The organism is Mycobacterium sp. PDNC021, assembly GCF_048282635.1.
GTDB classification, from domain to species: domain Bacteria; phylum Actinomycetota; class Actinomycetes; order Mycobacteriales; family Mycobacteriaceae; genus Mycobacterium; species Mycobacterium llatzerense.
This window is the reverse complement of sequence record NZ_CP182502.1, coordinates 2391184-2411823: the sequence shown is the minus strand read 5'-3', so window position 1 is coordinate 2411823 and position 20640 is coordinate 2391184. Positions and strand designations below refer to the sequence as shown.

The 20640-nt window shown below is 68.6% G+C and carries 20 protein-coding genes; 3 read left to right on the top strand and 17 right to left on the bottom strand.

What is annotated here, in order from left to right; genetic code table 11:
• Positions 1-55 precede the first annotated feature (55 nt).
• A complete protein-coding gene (locus ACNO8X_RS11340; RefSeq protein ID WP_071285847.1) occupies positions 56-949 on the bottom strand; it encodes a glycosyltransferase family 2 protein in 894 nt (297 codons plus the stop codon).
• Positions 950-1135: 186 nt separating this feature from the next.
• Between ACNO8X_RS11340 and ACNO8X_RS11335 the strand changes: the two genes are divergently transcribed.
• Both ACNO8X_RS11335 and ACNO8X_RS11330 read left to right on the top strand, forming a co-directional pair.
• Entirely contained in the window at positions 1136-2572 is a 1437-nt protein-coding gene (locus tag ACNO8X_RS11335; protein WP_418005861.1) for an LCP family protein, read from the top strand.
• A 2-nt stretch (positions 2573-2574) separates the two neighbouring features.
• On the top strand, positions 2575-3291 hold the full coding sequence (locus ACNO8X_RS11330; protein ID WP_418005360.1) for a TIGR03089 family protein: 717 nt from the start codon (positions 2575-2577) through the stop codon (positions 3289-3291).
• A gap of 9 nt (positions 3292-3300) precedes the next feature.
• Here the strand turns inward: ACNO8X_RS11330 and ACNO8X_RS11325 are convergent, their stop codons facing one another.
• The 4 genes from ACNO8X_RS11325 to ACNO8X_RS11310 are packed head-to-tail and all read right to left on the bottom strand — an operon-like array spanning position 3301 to position 7091.
• Positions 3301-4461, bottom strand: a complete 1161-nt coding sequence (locus ACNO8X_RS11325) for an acyl-CoA dehydrogenase (protein WP_260940054.1) — start codon at positions 4459-4461, stop codon at positions 3301-3303.
• Between the two features lie 59 nt (positions 4462-4520).
• On the bottom strand, positions 4521-5345 hold the full coding sequence (locus ACNO8X_RS11320; protein WP_418005359.1) for a class I SAM-dependent methyltransferase: 825 nt from the start codon (positions 5343-5345) through the stop codon (positions 4521-4523).
• 11 nt (positions 5346-5356) lie between these two features.
• Positions 5357-5881 (bottom strand): 5-(carboxyamino)imidazole ribonucleotide mutase, encoded by a 525-nt coding sequence (gene purE / locus ACNO8X_RS11315; RefSeq protein ID WP_260940055.1) that lies wholly within the window; start codon positions 5879-5881, stop codon positions 5357-5359.
• Entirely contained in the window at positions 5874-7091 is a 1218-nt protein-coding gene (locus tag ACNO8X_RS11310) for a 5-(carboxyamino)imidazole ribonucleotide synthase (protein WP_418005860.1), read from the bottom strand. Before ACNO8X_RS11310 ends, purE begins: the two co-directional genes overlap by 8 nt.
• Positions 7092-7232: 141 nt before the next feature.
• Between ACNO8X_RS11310 and ACNO8X_RS11305 the strand changes: the two genes are divergently transcribed.
• On the top strand, positions 7233-7847 hold the full coding sequence (locus tag ACNO8X_RS11305; protein WP_418005358.1) for a GtrA family protein: 615 nt from the start codon (positions 7233-7235) through the stop codon (positions 7845-7847).
• Here ACNO8X_RS11305 and ACNO8X_RS11300 read toward each other — a convergent pair.
• The 12 genes from ACNO8X_RS11300 to ACNO8X_RS11245 all read right to left on the bottom strand — a co-directional run bounded on the left by ACNO8X_RS11300 (position 7802) and on the right by ACNO8X_RS11245 (position 20610).
• Positions 7802-8320 carry a PH domain-containing protein gene (locus ACNO8X_RS11300; RefSeq protein ID WP_418005357.1) on the bottom strand — a complete coding sequence of 173 codons (519 nt, stop codon included), beginning with the start codon at positions 8318-8320 and terminating at the stop codon, positions 7802-7804. The two genes, ACNO8X_RS11305 and ACNO8X_RS11300, sit on opposite strands and share 46 nt — an antisense overlap.
• A 9-nt stretch (positions 8321-8329) precedes the next feature.
• A complete protein-coding gene (locus ACNO8X_RS11295) occupies positions 8330-9133 on the bottom strand; it encodes a biotin--[acetyl-CoA-carboxylase] ligase (RefSeq protein WP_418005356.1) in 804 nt (267 codons plus the stop codon).
• Entirely contained in the window at positions 9123-10352 is a 1230-nt protein-coding gene (locus ACNO8X_RS11290) for a lipase family protein (RefSeq protein ID WP_418005355.1), read from the bottom strand. Before ACNO8X_RS11290 ends, ACNO8X_RS11295 begins: the two co-directional genes overlap by 11 nt.
• Before the next feature lie 37 nt (positions 10353-10389).
• Complete coding sequence (locus ACNO8X_RS11285) at positions 10390-11907, bottom strand: sugar transferase (RefSeq protein WP_418005859.1); 1518 nt, start codon at positions 11905-11907, stop codon at positions 10390-10392.
• A gap of 119 nt (positions 11908-12026) precedes the next feature.
• On the bottom strand, positions 12027-12602 hold the full coding sequence (locus tag ACNO8X_RS11280) for a YdcF family protein (protein WP_418005354.1): 576 nt from the start codon (positions 12600-12602) through the stop codon (positions 12027-12029).
• Positions 12589-13485: a sialate O-acetylesterase gene (locus ACNO8X_RS11275; protein ID WP_133761515.1), complete on the bottom strand. Its 897-nt coding sequence runs from the start codon at positions 13483-13485 to the stop codon at positions 12589-12591. The genes ACNO8X_RS11280 and ACNO8X_RS11275 overlap by 14 nt, the downstream gene beginning before the upstream one ends.
• Complete coding sequence (locus tag ACNO8X_RS11270) at positions 13457-14713, bottom strand: lipase family protein (protein ID WP_418005353.1); 1257 nt, start codon at positions 14711-14713, stop codon at positions 13457-13459. Before ACNO8X_RS11270 ends, ACNO8X_RS11275 begins: the two co-directional genes overlap by 29 nt.
• Positions 14714-15943 (bottom strand): acyltransferase family protein, encoded by a 1230-nt coding sequence (locus ACNO8X_RS11265; protein ID WP_418005352.1) that lies wholly within the window; start codon positions 15941-15943, stop codon positions 14714-14716.
• Entirely contained in the window at positions 15940-17193 is a 1254-nt protein-coding gene (locus tag ACNO8X_RS11260; RefSeq protein ID WP_418005351.1) for a lipase family protein, read from the bottom strand. Before ACNO8X_RS11260 ends, ACNO8X_RS11265 begins: the two co-directional genes overlap by 4 nt.
• Positions 17190-17858, bottom strand: a complete 669-nt coding sequence (locus ACNO8X_RS11255; protein ID WP_071285867.1) for a YveK family protein — start codon at positions 17856-17858, stop codon at positions 17190-17192. The genes ACNO8X_RS11260 and ACNO8X_RS11255 overlap by 4 nt, the downstream gene beginning before the upstream one ends.
• Complete coding sequence (locus tag ACNO8X_RS11250; protein WP_418005350.1) at positions 17855-19141, bottom strand: lipase family protein; 1287 nt, start codon at positions 19139-19141, stop codon at positions 17855-17857. The genes ACNO8X_RS11255 and ACNO8X_RS11250 overlap by 4 nt, the downstream gene beginning before the upstream one ends.
• A complete protein-coding gene (locus ACNO8X_RS11245; protein WP_418005349.1) occupies positions 19141-20610 on the bottom strand; it encodes an AAA family ATPase in 1470 nt (489 codons plus the stop codon). The genes ACNO8X_RS11250 and ACNO8X_RS11245 overlap by 1 nt, the downstream gene beginning before the upstream one ends.
• Positions 20611-20640 lie beyond the last annotated feature (30 nt).

Sequence of the window (20640 nt, the reverse complement as noted above, 5' to 3'; positions counted from 1 at the left end):
CTGAAGATGTTTGCGCCGATGCAAGCCCCCGCCACCATCGGTCGTCGCAGGTAGCCTAGTTTGCCCGACGGCGCTTACGCCTGGAATTGCCCACCACTGCGCGTTCGCGGGCGCCGAGGGCCGATTTGATGGTCCATCGCAGCGGGGCCTGCCACCAGCGCGGATGCCGGTCGGCCAGGAATGTATAGGTGCTGCGGTGGTGCGCGGCCAGGTTGCGGGCCGGGTCACGTCCGGTGGAATGTCCCTTGTCGTGCAGGATTTCGGCGGCCGGGACGTACACGTTCTGCCAGCCCCCACGTGCCAGCCGGTCGCCCAGGTCGACGTCCTCCATGTACATGAAGTAGTTCTCGTCGAATCCGCCGATCTGCCGGAACGCCTTGGTGCGCAACAACAGACACGAACCCGACAACCAGCCGACCGCGCGTTCGCTCGGCTCCAACCGGTCCTGGCGGTAGGCCGCCGTCCACGGGTTGGATTTCCAGAACGGACCGACCACGGCATGCATGCCGCCGCGGATCAGGCTCGGCTGATGCCGGGCCGAGGGGTAGACCGAACCGTCGGGGTCGCGGATCAGCGGCCCCACCGAGCCGGCGGCCGGCCATCGCGCCGCACCGGCGAACAGCTCGTCGATGCTGTGCGGCCCCCATTGCACGTCCGGGTTGACCACCACGAAGAACTCCTGGTCGACGACGCTGTCGGGCGTGTCCAGGTAGGCCGCCACCGCGCGGTTCACCGCGGTGCCGTAGCCGAGGTTGCCGCCGGTACGGAACAACTCGACATCGGCATACCGGTGCAGGGCCGCCTCGGGGGCACCGTCGGTCGATCCGTTGTCGGCCATCACCACCAGCAGCTTGCGTTCGGTTGCATGCGCCAGCGTCTTCAGGAAACGGTCCAGATGCGGGCCGGGTGAATAGGTCACCGTCACCACGAGCAGCGGGCGGTCCGGCACAGGTGATCTGTCGGACTGCGTCCCCGGCGGTCCGGAAGGCTCCTCGATCACGGGCTAGAGGTTAGCGGGCCGACGGCCGTACCCGCACCAGGGTGTGACCCGCCGAACCCCGGGCTACCGGCCACGGCAACCGCTCACCAGTAGCCTGTCCTGGTGCCAGGTCGACTGTTCCGCATCCTCGCCGTCATGATGACGGTGCTCGTGATGGTGGGCACGGGCGTGGCCTGGAGCAGCCTGCGTTCGCTGGAATCGGGCATCAACCGCATCAGCGCCGCGGCCCTCGGCGGCGGGGGCGACGACGGTGCCGTCGACATCCTGCTGGTGGGCATGGACAGCCGCACCGACGCGCACGGAAACCCCTTGTCAGAGGACGAACTCGCGACGCTGCGGGCCGGCGACGACGTGTCCACCAACACCGACACCATCATCCTGGTGCGCATCCCCAACAACGGGCGCTCGGCCACCGCCATCTCCATCCCGCGCGACTCCTATGTGCAGTCGCCGGGTCTGGGCAAGACCAAGATCAACGGCGTCTTCGGTCAGGTGAAGCTCGAGAAGATGAAGGAACTCGTCGAGCAGCAGGGCGAGGACGCGGCCACCGCGGAGCCGAAGGCCGTCGAGGCCGGCCGCGAAGCGCTGATCAAAACCGTGGCAAAGCTCACAGGCGTCACCGTCGATCACTACGCCGAGGTCGGATTGCTGGGCTTCGCCTTGATCACCGACGCGCTCGGCGGCGTCAACGTGTGTCTGAAGAACGCCGTCGACGAACCGTTGTCGGGAGCCAACTTCCCGGCCGGCTGGCAGAAACTCAACGGCCCGCAGGCCCTGAGCTTCGTGCGGCAGCGCCATGATCTGCCCCGCGGCGACCTGGACCGGGTGACCCGCCAGCAGGTGTTCATGGCGTCGCTGGCGCACGACATCATCTCCGGGCAGACCCTGTCCAGCCCCAGCACCCTGAGCCGGCTGCGCCAGGCCGTGCAGCGGTCGGTGGTGCTGTCCGACGGTTGGGACATCATGGATTTCGTCCAGCAGATGCAGAAGCTGGCGGGCGGCAACGTGGCATTCGCCACCATCCCGGTGCTGGCCGAGGACGGCTGGAGCGACGACGGCACCCAGAGCGTCGTGCGGGTCGATCCCGCGGAGGTGCAGGAGTGGGTGGCCGGTCTGCTCAAGGATCAGGCCGACGGCAAGACCGAGAAGCTGGCCTACACACCCGGCAACACCACCGTCGACGTGGTCAACGACAGTGACATCAACGGACTGGCCGCGGCGGTGTCGGAGGCACTCACCGCAAAGGGCTTCGTCGCAGGCAAGATCGGCAACAACGAGGCCGACCACGTGACGTCGAGCCAGATCCAGGCCGCGAAGTCGGACGACCTCGGGGCGCAGGCCATCGCCCAGCAACTGGGCAATCTGCCCGTGGTGGAGAACGCCTCGGTGCCGAGCGGTGCGGTGCGGGTGGTGCTGGCGCACGACTACGCGGGCCCCGGCTCCGGCCTGGAGGGCGGAACGCACACCGTGACGCAATCCGCTGCCGACACCACCGATTCCGGCGCGACCACGCCGGTGCCGCCGTCCCCGATCATCACCGCGGGCACGTCCGATCCGAAGTGCGTCGACTGACCGTGACCAATCTGTCCAGCGCGATCCTCGACCCGTTGCTGCGCGCCGACCCGGCCGGGCCGCGCATCACCTACTACGACGACGCCACCGGCGAGCGCATCGAGCTGTCGGCGGTGACGCTGGGCAACTGGGCCGCCAAGACCGCCAACCTGCTGCGGGACGAATTGGGCGCCGGGCCGGGCAGCCGGGTCGCGGTGCTGCTGCCCGCGCATTGGCAGACGGCCGGCGTGCTGTTCGGTATCTGGTACATCGGCGCGGAAGTTGTTGCCGGCGAATCACTTCCGGCGGACTGTGATGTCGCGCTGTGCACGGCCGAGCTCGTCGACGCGGCCGACGCCACCGGCGCAGCCGAGGTCGTGGTGCTGTCACTCGACCCGTTCGGCAAGCCCGTCCCCGACCTCCCGTTCGGGGTCACCGACTACGCGACCTCAGTGCGGGTGCACGGCGATCAGATCGTGCCCGAACGCGCGCCCGGTCCGGCACTGGCCGGCCGGTCGGTAGACGACGTGCTCGCCGAAGCTCAGAACGGTGCTGCGGCAAAGGGATTCACCGCAGGCACCCGGCTGCTGTCGACCGCCGCGTGGGGTACCGCCGACGAACTCGTGGCCAACCTGCTGGCAGTGTTCGCCGGCGGCGCCTCCCTGGTCCAGGTGGCCAACCCCGACGCGGGCGCGCTGGAGCGGCGCCGCGCGACTGAGAAGGTCACGCACGACCTCTAGCCCGACGCGTCAGCGCAGCAGAGCGCGGGACATCACGACCCGCTGAATCTGGTTGGTGCCCTCATAGATCTGGGTGATCTTGGCGTCGCGCATCATGCGCTCCACCGGGAAGTCGACGGTGTAACCGGCGCCGCCGAACAGCTGCACGGCGTTGGTGGTGACCTCCATCGCGACATCCGAGGCGAAACACTTCGACGCCGCCGAGATGAACCCCAGGTTGCCTTCACCACGCTCGGCGCGGGCCGCGGCGCTGTAGACCATCAGCCGGGCCGCCTCGGTCTTCATCGCCATGTCCGCGATCATGAACTCGACGCCCTGGAACTGGCTGATCGACTTGCCGAACTGCTTGCGGTCCTTGGTGTAGGCGATCGCCGCGTCCAGCGCACCCTGCGCCACCCCGACGGCCTGCGCGCCGATGGTGGGGCGGGTGTGGTCGAGCGTCGCCAGGGCGGTCTTGAAGCCGGTGCCCGGCTCGCCGATGATCCGGTCACCGGGGATGCGGCAATTCTCGAAGTACAGCTCGACGGTCGGCGAGCCCTTGATGCCGAGCTTGCGCTCCTTCGGGCCGATGGTGAAGCCCTCGTCGTCGAGGTGCACCATGAACGCCGAGATGCCGTTGGCGCCCTTGTCGGGATCGGTCACGGCCATCACGGTGTACCAGGTCGACTTGCCACCGTTGGTGATCCACGCCTTGGCGCCGTTGAGGATCCAGTCGTCGCCGTCGGCCTTGGCGCGGGTGCGCATGGCGGCGGCATCGCTACCGGCCTCGCGTTCGGAGAGCGCGTACGACGCCAGCTTGCCGTCGACGAGGTCGGGCAGCACCTTGCGCTTGAGGTCGTCGGAGCCGCTCAGGATCAGGCCCATGGTGCCGAGCTTGTTGACCGCGGGGATCAGCGACGCCGAGACGTCGACCCGGGCCACTTCCTCGATGACGATACACGCGGCGACCGAGTCCGCGCCCTGGCCGCCGAACTCCTCCGGCACGTGGACGGCGTTGAAGCCCGACGCGGTCAGCGCGTCACTGGCCTCCTGGGGGAAGCGGGCGTGCTCGTCGACGTCGGCGGCGTACGGAGCGATTTCCTTCTCGGCCAGGGCCCGGATCGCGGCCCGGAGTTCCTGATGCTCTTCCGGCAGCTGAAACAGATCGAATGACGGGTTACCGAGAGACATTGATGGCTCCTTGCCTGCCCATGTGGCGAGATACGGGTTGTTGCTACTCGCCGGTAACTTTACCGCCCCTGGCCCGACACCTTCTGCAGACCACGGACCAACTCGCGGTAGGTGCGGTGATAGACGGTGCGCAACGTCTCGCTACGGCGCAGCACGTCGACGGCCGTCACCGGGCCGAGCAGCAGCACCGGATGCCCGGCGAAAACCGAGGTGGTGTGCTGCATGCGGGCCGAGCGGTGCGCCGCCGACTCCAGTTCGGCCTGGTAGTAGTCGCAGTACTCCGGCTGGGTGAAGAACACCTTGTTGAACCCGATCGCGAACGGGGCCAGCCCGGCTCCGTCGTCGAGGTACTTGAGTGTGCCGACCGCGACGCCGGGCCAGAACTCGTTGAAGACGTCGTCGGCGATGACCACGCCGCCGTCGGCCAGCGTGGCCTCGGCCAGCTGCATGTCGCTGTAGACGATCTCCTCGGTGTGCCCACCGTCGACGCTGAAGAACCGGATCGGCGCGCCCGCCTCCTCCAGCAGCACCTCGGGTGCCAGCTTGGTGGAGTCGCCCTGGTGGATCACCACGCCGTCCATCGACGACCACACGTCGACGTTGCTGGTGAACTTCGCCAGGTCACCGGCCCCGGAACCGTCGATGTTGAGGTCCTGGTCGCCGAAAATGTCGATGGCAACGGACTTTTCGTCGTCTCGCTGCAACAGGTTCAGGCCGATGAACAGTTTGCCGTGGTGCACGCCGATCTCGGCGACCGCACCGGCGACGGACCTGGCCCGCTGGGCCTCGTCCAGCGCCCCCGCGACCAGGAGCACCTCGGGCTCCATGAATCCCGTGACGAGCTTGTGGCCGACGCTGCGGTACCGCGCGAATGAAGATTTCATCGATCGTGAGCTTACTTGCCCAGCAACCGATTCCGTAGCGCCTCGTCCTTGGCGAGCACCATCTGCTCCAGGTCCGCCTGGAAGCGCTGCATCCGGGCACGCAATCCGGCATCGGCCGACCCCAGGATGCGTACCGCCAGCAGGCCCGCGTTGCGCGCGCCACCGATCGACACAGTGGCCACCGGCACACCGGCGGGCATCTGCACGATCGACAGCAACGAGTCCATGCCGTCGAGCCGGGCCAGCGGCACCGGCACGCCGATCACCGGCAGCGGGGTGGCCGACGCCACCATCCCGGGCAGGTGCGCGGCACCGCCGGCGCCGGCGATGATCACCTCGACGCCCCGGTCCGCGGCGGACTTGGCGTAGTCGAGCATGCGCTGCGGGGTGCGGTGCGCCGACACCACGCCGACCTCGAACGGCACCTCGAACTCGGCGAGCGCGGTGGCCGCGTCCTCCATCACCGACCAGTCGCTGTCACTGCCCATGATCAGGCCGACCCGCGGTCCAGCCTGTCCGGCCACGTGCTCACTCATGTCCACTCCATCCGTCCGTCCACTCAGCGTGCGACAACCAATGCGCGGCCCGTACAGCCCGCTCGCGCACGTCTGCCACGTAGTCCTCGTCGTCGAGCGAGCCACCCGGCGCGCCGACGATGTTGACGTGCCCGATCTTGCGGCCGGGCCGCTCCCCCTTGCCATACAGGTGCACCCGGGCCTCGGGCAGCCGGCCGAACAGGTGATGCAGCCGCTCGTCCATGGTCATCTCCGGCTGCGTCGGCGCGCCCAGCACGTTGGCCATCACCGTCACCGGGGCCAGCGGCGCCGTCGACCCCAGCGGGTAGTCCAGCACTGCCCGCAGATGCTGCTCGAACTGACTGGTCGTCGCGCCGTCCATGGTCCAGTGCCCGGAGTTGTGCGGCCGCATGGCCAGCTCGTTGACGACAAGGCCGGCCCCGCGCTCCTCATCGAAGGTCTCGAAGAGCTCGACCGCCAGCACGCCGACCACACCGAGCTCGTCGGCGATCCGCAGGGCGAGCTGTTCGGCCGCGGTGGCCACTCCTGGATCCAACCGCGCCGCAGGCGCGATCACCTCGACGCAGATGCCGTCCTCCTGCACGGTGTGCACCACGGGCCATGCCGCGCCCTGCCCGAACGGCGAGCGCGCGACCAGTGCGGCCAGCTCGCGCCGCATCGCGACCTTCTCCTCGACCAGCACGGCGACGCCGTCGGCCAGGTAGCCCTCGGCGGCGGCGCGGGCCTGCGCCACGTCGTCGGTCAGGGTGACGCCCTTGCCGTCATAGCCACCACGGCTGGCCTTCACCACAAGTCCGACACCGACCCCCGAACCTATTTCGCCGGCGAGGTCGTCGATGGCATCGAGATCAGCGGCCGACGCCACCTCCCGGTAGCGCGGCACCGGCGCGCCGAGTTCGGCCAGCCGGCGGCGCATCACCAGCTTGTCCTGCGCGTGCACCAGCGCCGACGGCGGCGGGGCCACGTTGACCCCGTCCGCGACGAGGGCCTCCAGCAGCTCGGTGGGGACGTGCTCGTGATCGAACGTCAGGGCCGACGCACCGGCCGCCACCTCACGCAGCGCGGCGAGGTCTGTGTGCGAGCCGAGCACCACCGCCGGGCTCACCTGGGCGGCCGGCTCGTCGGCGGAGACCGCCAGCACCCGCAGGGTCTGGCCGAGCGCGATGGCTGCCTGGTGGGTCATGCGGGCCAGCTGGCCGCCACCGATCATTGCCACGACGGGGGGTTGCGTCACGGCGCCTAGTTTGTCACGCACCACGGATGTCCCCCGAATCTGCCTATGCCGCCTAGCTACCGCCCGCTACCTGCACGGGTACGTGAAATGCAGGTACTTTCCGTAAACTGCCCGATTATGTCGTTCACCGAGGCCACAATCGCGCGGCTCCCGCGAGTGATCAGGCCGTTTGCCGAACGGCATCACGAGCTCATCAAGTTCGCGATCGTCGGCGCCACCACGTTCGTCATCGACTCGGGCATCTTCTACACGCTCAAGCTCACCGTGCTCGAGCCCAAGCCGGTGACCGCGAAGATCATCGCCGGCATCGTCGCGGTGATCGCGTCGTACGTGCTGAACCGCGAATGGAGCTTCCAGAACCGCGGCGGGCGCGAGCGTCATCACGAGGCCCTGCTGTTCTTCGCGGTCAGTGGCGTCGGCGTGCTGCTCAGCATGGCCCCGCTGTGGGTGTCCAGCTACGTGCTGCAGTTGCGCGTGCCCAATGTGTCGCTGACCGTCGAGAACATCGCGGACTTCGTGTCGGCGTACATCATCGGCAACCTGCTGCAGATGGCGTTCCGGTTCTGGGCGTTCCGGCGCTGGGTGTTCCCCGACGAGATGGCGCAGCACGCACCCGACATGACGCTCGAGGCGACCATGACCGCCGGCGGTTTCGCCGAGGCCTACGACGGGCTCTCGGACGACCCTCAGTTGGGCGACTCCTCCGAACCCAGGGTGTCGAAGACTTCGTGATACAGCAGCGAGTGGACCTGCTCCACTCGCGGAATGTCATGGAATTCCAGCGGATCCTGCGATGCCGACTCGATGATCAGGGTGCCGGTGCGCAGTATCCGGTCGAGTAGTCGGTGCCGGAACTCCACACTGTTGATGCGGGCCAGCGGAATGTCGATGCCCGAGCGGGTCAGCACCCCACGCCGGAACATCACCCGGCGGTCGGTGATCACGAAATGCGTTGAGCGCCAGTTCAGGAACGGCCAGACGGTCAGCCAGCCGACCACCACCAGCAAGATCACCCCGATCACCGCGAAGATGATGTTCTTGGCGTTGCTGTCCCAGTTGGTGTGGTTGACCACCGCCGCGACGAACGCGGCCAGCGCCGTCCCGGCCAGGAGCACCACAACCGGGCCGATCAGCCGTTTCCAGTGCGGGTGCCGATGCAGTACGACGTGTTCGTCGGCGGCCAGCACGTTGTCCGGGTAACCCATACCCAGACTCTAGGTGGTGCTGGGCCGCAAATGGACGACGTCGCCGGCGGAGACGGCGACGACGCCGTCGGCCGAGTTGATCACCAATGAACCGTTGACGTCGATGTCGGTCGCCTGTCCGACCACCTCGCGCCCGCCGGGCAACTCGGCCCGCACCGACTGCCCCAGCGTGCTGCTGTGGTCGCGGTAGACAGCCAGCAGCTCGACGTTTCCGCCCGCGCGCCATTCGGCGATCCTGGCATGCAGACGGTTCAACAGCGCCACGGCCAGCCGCTGCCGATCCGGCTGCGCCACACCGAGACTCAACAAAGACACGGCCACCGGGTCGGGCAGTTCGCCAGCGGCGAGCGACACATTCAGGCCGATACCCACGACGATGACGGGCGACCCGCCACCCGGTGCGGCGACCTCGGCGAGGATCCCGGCCAGCTTTCCGGTGCCAACCAAGACGTCGTTGGGCCACTTGAGTGCGGCGTGCACACCGGCCACCTCGGCGACCGCCTCGACGACGGCAACACCGGCCGCCAGCGACAGCAGTCCCCAGGTTTCGCTCGGCACGTCGGTGGTGTCCACGCCGACCGACATCAGAATCTGTGAGCGCGGCACCGCCGACCAGGTGCGGCCCTGGCGTCCCCGGCCCTCGGTCTGGTCCTCGGTGAACAAGGCCACGCCGGCGACCGTCTCACCGGCCTGCGCCCGGGCCGCGAGATCGGCGTTGGTGGAACCGGTTTCGGCCACCACCTCGACGCGCCAGCGGTCGCCGGACTCCGCCTGGATCGCCGCGGCGTCCAGCGGCAGCCGATCAGCAGTCATTGGTTACCTTCTTCCCGGCGAACCGATCCGCCATCCAGTCGAGCATCTCCTGCGCCGCAGGCGGGTTGTGTCCACCCCGCGGATCGAACTGTGTGGTCACCGTGCCACCGAGCGAGCAGGCCCGCCCGATCGCGGCCTTGGTCCAGCCGGCATCGATGAAGGGGTCCTGACCGCCGTACCAAACGTACAGCGGCGCCGTCAGCCGTCGCTGCGGAATTGCCCACGCCTGCAGGAGATTCTGCAGCCGCTCGGCGGCGTCCGGCGAGGCCGGAAGGAAGTCGCGCGGCCCGAGTTGCCCGGAGGCGACGGCGCGTTTGTAGGCCGCGTCCGCGCTGCAGTCCGTCAGCACGTTCCAGTAGCGCGCCGCCCCGCCGTGCCGGTAGTCGTCACGGTTCAGGTCGGTGTGCAGCCGCGCCAGCGATTCGATCAGCGCCTGCAGCACCGGCCGCTGCTCGCTGGTCAACGTGCCCGTCTGCGATTTCGACACCAGGCCACTGACATCGGCGGCGGGAGCAATGGCGACGGCACCGACCAACGTGAGCTCCGGCGCGTAGGGCTCGGCTTGTTCGTCGGCGGCCCACGCCGCGGCGCCACCCTGCGAGTCGCCGAACGCCGCCCACGTCGCCCCGACATCACCGAACACGTGCCGCGCCGCGCGGACCGCGTCGATCAGGTTGAGACCGGCGGTGCGGGCATCGGAGTAGGGGTGGATGCCCTTGACGCCGAGGCCCTGGTAGTCGGGCAGCGCGACGGCGTACCCGAGATTGATCACCACTTTCGCGATGGGCAGCAGGTTCATCAGCGTCGGTGACAGCGACGGCCCGCAATTGTTGTCGATGCCCAGGGTGCCGTGGCCGAGGGCCACCACCGGCCAGCCGCCCTTGGGCGCCCGGCCCAGCGGGGTGAGCACCGCGCCCGAGACGACGGTCTGGGCACCGGTGTCACCCGAGGTGGAGCGGTACACCACCCGTGCGGCGCGCATCCCCTGGCCGTTGAAGGTGCTGGTGACCCCCGGCATGGTGGTCGCCGACAGCAGGCTGCCCGGACCGGAGCCGCCGAGATCGGCTGAACCGATCGGCTCCGGAGCGCCCGACAACGGGATGAACATGTCCAGGACCTTCGAGGTCCCGATCAGCACCAGTGGCCGCAGGTAGGTCGCGGCGGTGAGTCCACCGACGACGAGTACGGCGACCACGATCCACGGCAGGGCTTTACGCATCAAAGGGGATTATTCACCGGCGGTCGCCCGAACGGGTTCAGTAGGCGCCGGAACCGCCGATGATGGTGCGGAACGTCTTGGCCGCGATCAGCAGATCGTTGGTGATGGACCAGTTCTCGACGTAGGACAGGTCGAGTCGCACCGAGTCCTCCCACGACAGATCGGCGCGGCCGCTGACCTGCCACAGCCCGGTGATCCCGGGGAGGACCAGCAGCCGGCGGCGCACCTGCTCGTTGTAGGTGTCGAATTCACGGCGCAACGGAGGCCGCGGACCGACCACGCTCATGTCGCGGCACAGCACGTTGAAGAACTGCGGGAGCTCGTCGATGCTGTAGCGCCGCAGGTACTTTCCGACGAGCGTGACCCGCGGGTCCTCGTGGATCTTGAACAGCACGCCGCTGCCGCTCTCGTTGAGATCCAGGCTGATCAGGTCGTCGACCATCCGGTCGGCACCCTGCACCATGGTGCGGAACTTGGTCATCTGGAAAGGCTTGCCGTCCAGGCCGATTCGCTCGGAGCGGTAGAACACGGGGCCGCGGCTGGTGAGCTTGATGGCGATGGCCGACAGCACCATCAGCGGCGAGGTCACCGTGAGCGCGAACAGCGCGACGAAGATGTCGAAGGCGCGCTTCTGGAGTTTCTTGGTTCCGCTGTACTGCGGACGCTCGACGTGGATCAGCGGCAGTCCGGCGACGGGACGCATGGTGAGCCGAGGGCCGGCGACGTCGATGACGCTCGGCGACACGACCATGTCGATGCCCAGCTTGTCCAGCTCCCAGGACAGCTCGCGCATCCCTTCCGGCCCGAGATGATCAGTCGTGGTGAGGGCGACGGCGTCGAAAGCGGCCTTGGTGATGGCATCGGAGACCTGCGACTCGTTGCCGAGCACCGGCAACTCGCCGACCCCGGCCACCTCGAAGGCGCCACCTGCCGGGCGTCCGGTGAGGCAGACGCCGGCGACGGAGTAGCCGTACCACCACTCGCGGTGCAGGGACTGCACCAGATTGCTCACGGCGCGCGGGTCACCGACCGCCAGCACCGAGGCGACGCACTTGTTGCGCCTGCGCAGCCGGGCCAGCACCCGGCGGCAGACGGTCCGGCCGACCACCAGGCCGACCAGGCCGAGCGGCAGCGCGACCGCCAAGTAGCCGCGGGCGTAGTCAGGGCGGAAGATCATCAGTGCGACGGCGATGATGCCGACAGTGGCCAGCGTCGCGGAGAAGACCCGGCGGTACTCCTCGACACCGGCGCCGACGATGCGCGGCGAACGGGTCCGGTACGCGGCCAGCATGGCCAGCCAGATCACGGCGACGAAGAGGGACAGGATCGAGTAGTACGAGAAGACGTGCAGGTACGTCGAAGTGAATTCCAGTGACGCATTCGGTGTACCGAGCTTGACGAACTGGGCACTCGCCAGGGCCAACACCACGACGAGCAGATCGAATGCGATCAGGCACCACCGGTAGCGCGATTGCCAGGCCCGGTCAGCTAAAGGTGCGACGGCCCGTACGGGAGGCGCGGGAGAAGCCTTTGGAACGAAGAGTTCTTCTGCCACTGACACTGACGGCTACTCCCTCCCATTTGCTGGCAGTTCGCTATAGCCCCCGCTCAGCGAACTGCGACTACTATCGCATCGTTTGCTCGAAATTACCACCGATCGGAAAAATGGGCAGGTCAACCACAGTGTCCCTGCAGAACAGCCTTAGCGAACCCGGCAAACTGATAGAAGAACGTCAATTCCCACCCGATCGGCGAAAAGTCATAGTCCCTGGGCAGCGCCACCGCAACCACTGAACCCTGATTCGTCGAATAGCACTGCCGGAAGACCAAGCGGGCACGCGGCAGGTGATACCGCCAGCTGACCACGATGATCCGGTGCCAGGCGCGGCCCTCGGAAAGTTCGCGCATCATCATGGCCTCGCCGCGGGTCGTCAGGATCTCCGGCTTCCGGCAGATCACCTCGATGTCCGCCGCCGGCGCGCAGGCGCTCTTCATCTGCGGATCGCCCGGCAGATACGGATTGGACAGCACGACGGTGCGCGCCCAACCCTGCCGAGCCAGGCTCAATCCGTACTGTTCGCGGCCGTCGTGTTCGCCGGCCAGCACGATGATGGCGTCGGCCCGCTGCAGTTGATCGGATTTGGCATTGGCGAACAGCGCCACCCCGGCGAGCCCCACATCGACCAGCACCACGACCGTGACCACGGCGATGACCCGACGAATGACCCGGCCGAGTTCAGCGCGCGGCATGGTCCGCAAGTTGTTCCCCACACATCTCGCGGTACTGCTGCCACATCCGGCGACCCAGCTCGCGCTGCCCGGCGGCGCTGTAGTGCCGGTCGTCCGGGCTGTTGTACGAGTCCCGCGGTCCGGGCACGAAGGTGCTCAGCGGCCACCGGTTCGGGGTGTCGGCGTGCACGGCGTCGATCGCCGCGTAGGGCTTGCCGCTCAGCTCCATCTCCTCGGGCACCATCTGCCCCAGGACGAACGGCAGGTCGGCGCCGTACCGCGCGCGCAGGTCGCCGATCAGCGAGTCGAACTTGGCCTGGTACTGCGCGCCCGAGATCAGCGGCACGTCGGTCTCGCCCTGGTGCCACAGCACGGTGGCGATCTCGCTACCGGGAAAGCGCGCCAGTGCCGCATCGATGGCCGCCACCGCCCGGCGGTACAGGTTCACCCGGGTCTTGCGGTCGGCCGGATCCCAGGTGTGCCCGTTCTTCGGGGTGAACGAGGTGTCGCCCCGCGCGCCGGGGATCAGCAGCACCGGGCGCCCGGTGGCCTCGGCGAGTTGTTTGGCGAAGGTCGGGCCGAAACCGACGTATTTGCACGGTATTTCGTGCAGCAGTGGCTGCGTCGCCAACACCGCGGTGCCTTTGGACGGCCCGCACATGGCCCACTGGTGCACCAGCGGATGCGGCCGGTCCAACCCGTCGGGCTCGACGGGCAGCCCCATGCCGAACGCGTTGGACTGCCCGAGGATGGGCAGGATCAGGTACGGCCGTTCGGTGGCGCCGACGGCGGTGCCGCGCGGCGCGATCAGTCGCTTCACGATGCACTTCGCCTCGATCAGCAACTGCTGATGAATCGGGCTGTCGCCGTCGGGATTACGTGGTTCCCTGCGCAGGACAGTCATTGACCGCCTCGCCTCCCCTGAATCGTTCTGCCAGCCACCGCAATTGACCCGGACCGTCAATGTCCGCGTGCCCGCCATCCGGCTGGAAATTCCAGACCACCGTACCGCCCAGCGAACACGCGCGGGAGATGGCAGCCTTCGTCCACGCCGGATCGAGGAAGCTGTCCTTGCCGCCGTAGACCACCGACATGGGTGCCGACAACGGCTGCTGCGGCAAAGCCCAGTCCTGCAGGTAGCGCCGCAGCCGGTCGGCGGCCGCCGCGTCGACCGGCGCCAGGTCGGTCGGTCCGATCTCGTCGATGGCGGCGGCGCGGTAGGCGACGTCGGGACCTGAGCACGCCGACAGCACCTTCCAGTACCTGGTGGCCGCGCCCCTGCGGTAGTCGTCGCGGTTCAGGTCGGGATGCAGCCGGGCCAGCGACTCGACGATCGCCTGGAACGCCGCTTGCTGGTCCTTGGTCATGGTGTCGGCCTTGCCCTGGTCGAAGATGCCGGCCTTGTCGACGATGCCCGCCACATCGGCCGACGGCACGCTGGCCGCCGCGCCGATCAGGTCGAGTTCAGGGGCGTACGTCCGTGCCTGTTCGTCGGCGGACCACGCCGCACCGCCGCCCTGCGAGCCACCGAACACGGCCCAGCGGTTGGAGATGTCGCGGAAGGTGTGGCGCAGGGCCCGAACGGAGTCGATGACGTTGCGGCCCGCGGTGCGGCTGTCGGTGTACGGATGGACGCCGGGCGCACCCAGCCCCTGATAGTCGGCGAGGGCGACGGCGAAACCGAGGTGGACGAAGCCCTGCACGAACACGACGTTGCCGAGCAGATTCGCCGACAGCGACGGCGCACAGGGCTGGTCGATGCCGGTGGTGCCGTGCGCCAGGGCGATCACCGGCCAGCCGCCGTCGGGCGCCTTGCCCATGGGCGTGAACACCGATCCCGACACCACCGTCGGCGCGTCGGTGTCGCCGGAGGTGGACCGGTAGACCACGCGGGCGGCCTGCAGGTCCTTGCCGTCCACCGAGTTGGTCACCGTGGGCATGGTCATCGCACTGATCAGGCTGCCCGGGCCGGACGCCGTGAGGTCGGCGGTCCGGATCGGCACGGGGTTACCGACGCCGCTGTGCCGCAGCTTGTCCAGGGCCCAGCTACCGACCTGCCACAGCACCGGCAACGACGCCGCGATCAGGAGCACTGCGGCGATCGCGGCACCCCACTGGATCGCACGACGCATTCAGGACCACCTGGTCCGGTACCGCTTGGCGAATTTCATGACAGGCTCTTCCACCGCGTAGTACGTGACGGCCGAGACCACCAGTGTCACCGCCAGGACGAGCGCGACGTTGCGCAGCATGCCGGGGAACGTGTCACCGGCCATCAGGCCCCAGCGTCCCATCAGCAGCATGAGTGGGAAGTGCCAGAGGTACGCCGACAGCGACACCTTGCCGACGAATCGGAAGGGCGCGGTGTCGAGCAGCTCGGCCAGCCCGGACCGCTCACCGCGGAACAGCGGCGCGACGATCACCAGGATGGCGAGCGCGCACAGCACGGCCAGGGCCGACGTGGCGTACGGGTTGGCCAGCGCGATCAGCCCGAGCATGACCACGCCCACCGGGAACATCGCCAGGAAGCTGTACAGCCGGACGCGGCGGCTGAGCTTCTCGCGAATCACCTGGTGCTCCATGGCCACGACCAGTACCGCGGCCGCCATACCGAACGCGAAGGTGTCCGAGTTGGTCAGGAAGGTCTTGGTGTAGACCGCGACCCAGTTGGCGCCCCAGTTGATCTGCGTCGGGTCGGTCAGATGCAGCGCCGAGATCATCCACGGCACGAATGCCCGGCCGATGAACCCGAGCGCGATCAGCAGCGCCGGCCCGAGCGTCACGATCAGCCACGGCCGCAGGTTCGAGCGCCGGCCGAGGGCGAACAGCAGCATGCCCAGCAGCGGGATCGACAGGTAGAAGGCGTATTCCAGCGTCAGCGACCACGACGGGTTCAGGCCCGTCTGGAAGTACTTCGGGATGTACGACTGCGTCAGGGTCAGGTTGGCGATCAACTGCCACGGGTCGGTGATCATGCCGGTGCCGTCTTCGGTGCGGGTCGGCTGCAGCGACGCGTTCTGCACGTAGACGATCTGCAGCAGGTAGTTGCACAGCAGGAAGATCACCAGGTAGCCGGGCAGGATCCGGGCGATGCGGTGGACGGCGAAATTCGCGGTGCTCGGCTGTTCGCGCTGCTCGATCAGGTTGCGCACGTACGGCAGGAACAGCAGGAATCCGCTGAGCGCGTAGAAGAAGATCAGCGACAGCCCGACCAGGTTCGTCTTCCAGTGGTAGGCGGTCAGCGGCGAGTAGTGGCCGGTGACGTGCATGACGGCGACGCCGAGGCACGACAGCCCGCGGGCGCCGTCCAGCCCGATGATGCGGGCCCGGGTCCGGACCGGTGCCGATGTCGGCGCGTTCACTGTCCTGCTCCCTGGGTGGATTCGAATGACGGACAACTGTTGGGCGCGGGGACGCCGTCGAAGCGGTCCTTGATCCAGTCGGAGGACATGGCCACGTCGATGTCGGCGTGGCCCTTGGTCGGCTGGAACATGATGTCGATGACGTCGCCGAGCCGGCACGCGGCGGAGAGCGCCTTGTTCGTCCAGTCCGGCAGCAGCAGCGTGTCCTGACCCCCGTACAGCACCAGCATCGGCGCGGAAGTCGGGTCCTTGGGCAGGCTCCGCTTGGCCAGCAGTTCCTGCAGGGTCGCTTCGGCCTGCGGGCTCGCGGGCCGCAGGTCCTCGGGCGTGATCTTGTCGATCGCCGCGGCCCGGGCGGTGGCGTCCTCGGTGCGGCACGACGCGAGGACGTTCCAGTGCTCGGCGACGTCGCCGCGGCGATAGTCCTGCAGGTTCAGCGACGGATTCTCTTTGGCCAGGGCGGCGAGGATCAGCTGCAGGATGGCACCCTGCTCTTTCGACAGGCTGCCGGCCGCGGCCCCGGCGGCCAGGCCGGTGAGATCAGTGGCCGGCGACAGGCTGACGGTGCCGACGAGCGTCAGTCCGGTGCCGTAGCGGGCGGCGAGTTCGTTTGCGGCCCAGGTGGCTTGGCCGCCCTGGGACACCCCGACGGCCAGCCAGCGGTCCGCCGATTCCGGCACCAGCCGGTGCGCCGCCCGCGCGGAGTCGATGACGTTGTAGCCCACCGTGGTGGCGTCGGCGTACGGATGGCCGGCGGTGCCCGGCCCGAGGCCCTGATAGTCCGGCAGGCTCACCAGGTAGCCGGCCTTGACCAACGCGGTGACCGTCGGCGAGAGACCGAGCAGCGTCGACGACCCGGACGGCCCGCACTCCGGTTGCATGCCGGACGTGGCGTGGCCGAAGACGACGATCGGCCAGCCGCCCGGCGGCGGCGTCCCGTTCGGCACGAACACCGAACCCGACACCTCGGTGTGTTCACCGGTGATGCCCGACGTCGACGTGTAGGCGATGCGGGCCGCCAGCGACACCGCCGATTTCAGCCGCAGGTCCAGCGTGGGGAACGTCGACGCCGATACCAGTGCGCCGGGTACCTGACCGGCGCCCTTGGTGTCCGGTTTGAGATCGATCCCCGGAACCGTAACGGGCCCGGCCTTTTTCGGGGGTGAGTCACTCTGGCAGGCCGGTGCGGTCAGGCACACCGCGGCGAGCAGACCCGCCGAGACCGCGCGCCGCAGCCGCCGCGAGTTCATCCCGGCGTCCCGGCGCTCGCGTCACCGACCACCCGTTCGAGGTGCCGGCGACTCTGTACCCGGTCCAGGATCAGCGCCCGCGCGATCACCGCGATGACACACAGCGCGAAACCGAGCACGGTCCCGGTCATCACGTAGGACCACACCCCGCCCACCCGCTCCGCGGGACTGGCGTCGTCGATGACGACGAGCGTCGCACTGGTACCGGCGACCAGGGCCAGCCGGGTCCCCACCGCGACCATGTCGTTCACGACCTCGTGCGCGATCTGCGTGGTCTGATCGGCGTCACCGCCGGTGACCGTGACGTTCAACATCGCTGTGGCACTGGGCAATATGACGATCCGGGCGGCGAGTTCCTTGTCGGACTCGATCAGGCCCAGCTTCTGGATGATCGGCGCGGTGATCTGCGAGCTGGTGGCCAACTGCCGATAGGTCTCCATCAGGCCGAGCATGTCGGCGTCGCCGTAGTAGGCGTCCAGCGGCGAGGCACTGCCCTCGGTCCTGACGAACACCGATGCGGTCGACTGGTATTCGGGCTTGGCGTTGTCCCAGCCCACCCAGCCCACCAGCGCGCTCGCGATGGTGGTGATCAGCACGAGCACCCAACTGTTCTTGACGAACAGCACGTAGTCGCGGACCCGCGGCACTGCGGCCGGGGTGATCATGTCGCCCCCACGCAGACGTCGGCCAGGCGCTCGCCGTCGAACCGCGCCTGCAGCCAGGCCAGCGCGTTCTGCATCGTCTGGTCGTTGATCTGACCGGTGTCGCCGACGCCGCGCATCACCACGATCTGCTGGCCGCGCGCGCAGGCGGCCGCGGTGGCCGTCAGTACCCCGGCCGGCGGATTGACGGTGTCGGCGGTGCCGAAGGCCACCAACACCGGCGGATCATTCGGTCCCGCCGCGGAACTCGGCAGCGCGACCGCACCCAGACGGCGCTTGAGATCCGCCGCTGCGGCCGCGTCCTTGGCCTGGAAGTCGTTGGGAGTCAACTGATTCAGCGCCAGTTGGGCGGCCGCCACGTCGCGCGGGGCGCAATCGACCAACAGGTCCCACTGGTCCTTGAGTTTCGCCGAGCGGTGCGCGTCGAGGTCGAAGTCGGGCTGCATGGTTTCCAGGCTCTGCAGCATCCGAATCTGCAGCCGATACTGGTCGGCCGTCGCCAGCGCGGCGGTCCGGTCCGGGTCGGCGAGCGGCGCCAGATCGGCGATCGGGTTGACGGCCACCGCGCCCACCATGTTCATGCCCGCGCCGTAGGCCCCGTTGCGTTCTGCCGCGGCCCACGCGGCCAGGCCGCCTTCGCCGGCGCCGAGGGCACCCCAGTTGGTGCTGGTGGACGGTACGGCGCGATGGATCGCGCGGGCGGCGTCGATGATGCTGTTCCCGAGGCTGGCCGTATCCAGGATGGAGTGCTGGCGGGCGCCCGAACCCGGGTCGATGCCCAGCCCCTGATAGTCGGACAGGGCGATGGCGAAGCCGCGCCGCAGATAGACCGACATCCCGGTCGAATAGCCCCAGAACTGCGGGGCGAGGGTCGGCGCGCACTTGGGGAGCAGCCCGGTGGTGTCGTGTCCGAACGAGATGATCGGCCAGCCACCCTTCGGCGCCGGGCCCGCGGGCACCGCGATCAGGGCGCTGACCTGGATGGGACGGCCGTCCACGCCGCTGGTCGAGCGGTAGACGATGCGCGCCGCGGTGGCGCCGGCCTCGTCGAAGCTCCGGTCACCTTTGACGGGCTTCAACTCGACCAGCGAGCCCGGGCCATCGTCGGTCAGGTCAGGAGCCGGGAGGGCCTCGGCACCCGGGAACATCGGCGTCAGTTCCCGGGTGGGGCGCACGTCGTCACCCGATCGGGGCGGCACCGGGCCCGACTGGCCGCACGCAGCCGCGGTGACCAGCACCGCAGCCAGTGCCAGTACGGTGCGCCGCAGCTCAACCCGACGTCGCATCACGGCTTCTGATGCGCCGCCGTCTTGGCCTCGGACTGCGGTGCGGCCTTGGGGGCGGCCTTGGCTGCCGCCTTCTTGCCGCCACCGGATTTCGGGCCGTCGGACCCGCCGATGTTGATCTTGAACTCGACCGGTTCATCGGTGGCCACCGAGCCGATCAGCACCGCATTGGCGGACTTCAGGGTCTGCACGGCACGCGTGAGCGCGCTGCTCGTGGTGTGCCGGATGCGGCCGACCAGCAGCGCACCGTCGGACAGCGCGGCGGCCACGGCACCGTCGTTGTACTTGCCCAGGGGCGGGGTATCGACGACGACGTAGTCGAACTGGGCAGACAGTTCGGCGAACAGGTTCGAGGTGTGGTCGCCCGCCCACAGCTCCCCCGGACGGGTGGTAGCGGGGCCGGCCGGCAACACCGCGATCCGGTGCTGACCGACGGGAACCTCGGGGATCAGGCCTTCGGCGAGAGTGTTCTCGCCGACCAGCACGGTGGTCAGGCCGCGATCGGCTGCGCCTTGACGGGCCGCAGGCGTCAGCTCCAATCGCTGCGCCACTGCCGGGTTGCGCAGGTCACCGTCCACCAGCACGACGCGTTTGCCGGTCTCGGCGAGTACCGCGGCCAGGTCGATCGCCACGGTCGTGCGTCCGTCGGACGGCGACGGGCTGGCCACCGCGATCACCCGAGCGGCTTCATCACGGTTTGCCGGCACGGTGAACCGCAAATTGTTCCGGAGCTCGCGCAGCGCCTCGGGGTAGGCCCCGTCGGCGGTCAGGTCGACCACCGGAGCCTTGCTGCGGGCCGAGTCCGCGGGCAGCGCACCCATGAGCAGCGAACCGCTGACGTCGGCCACCCGCTCGCGTCCGCGCACCCGGCGGTCGATGACACCGAGCACGATCGCCGCCAGGAGACCGAGGACGGTGCCGCCGGCGACGCCCATGCCGATACGGGTGATCATCGAGTATCCGAGGGGCTTGGTCGGATAGCCGGCCTCGTCCACCACGATGGCGCCGGCGGCGGGGCTGCCTCCGCGACGCGAGGTCTCCAGTTCCCCGACCAGTCCGGCGAGCTGGTCGGCTACCGCGCTGGCATAGGTCTGCGCCTGGCCGGGGTCCTTGTCCGTGACCGCGACCTGTAGCAACACCGTTTTCGGCAGCGGGACGGCGGTGACCTTCGCGCGCAGTTCGTTGGCGGAGATGGTGGCCTTGAGCTGATCCACCGCACGGGCCGCCACCTGCTCGCTCATGGCAAGCGTGGCGTAGGAGTTCACGCGGTCCTGGGAGAACAGGTTGTTCTGGTAGGCCTCGGTGACCGACGTGCCGTTCTGGGTCGCCACGAACAGCGTCGCGCTGGACTGGTACTCGCGATCGCCGAACTCCCACCACGACCAGCCCGCGGCACCTCCGACAACCGCCAGCGCCACGATCGCCCACCAGTACCGGCCGAATATCCGCAGGTACTCTTTGATCTCCAAGGTCGTGCCCCTTATTTCAGCAATGCGACA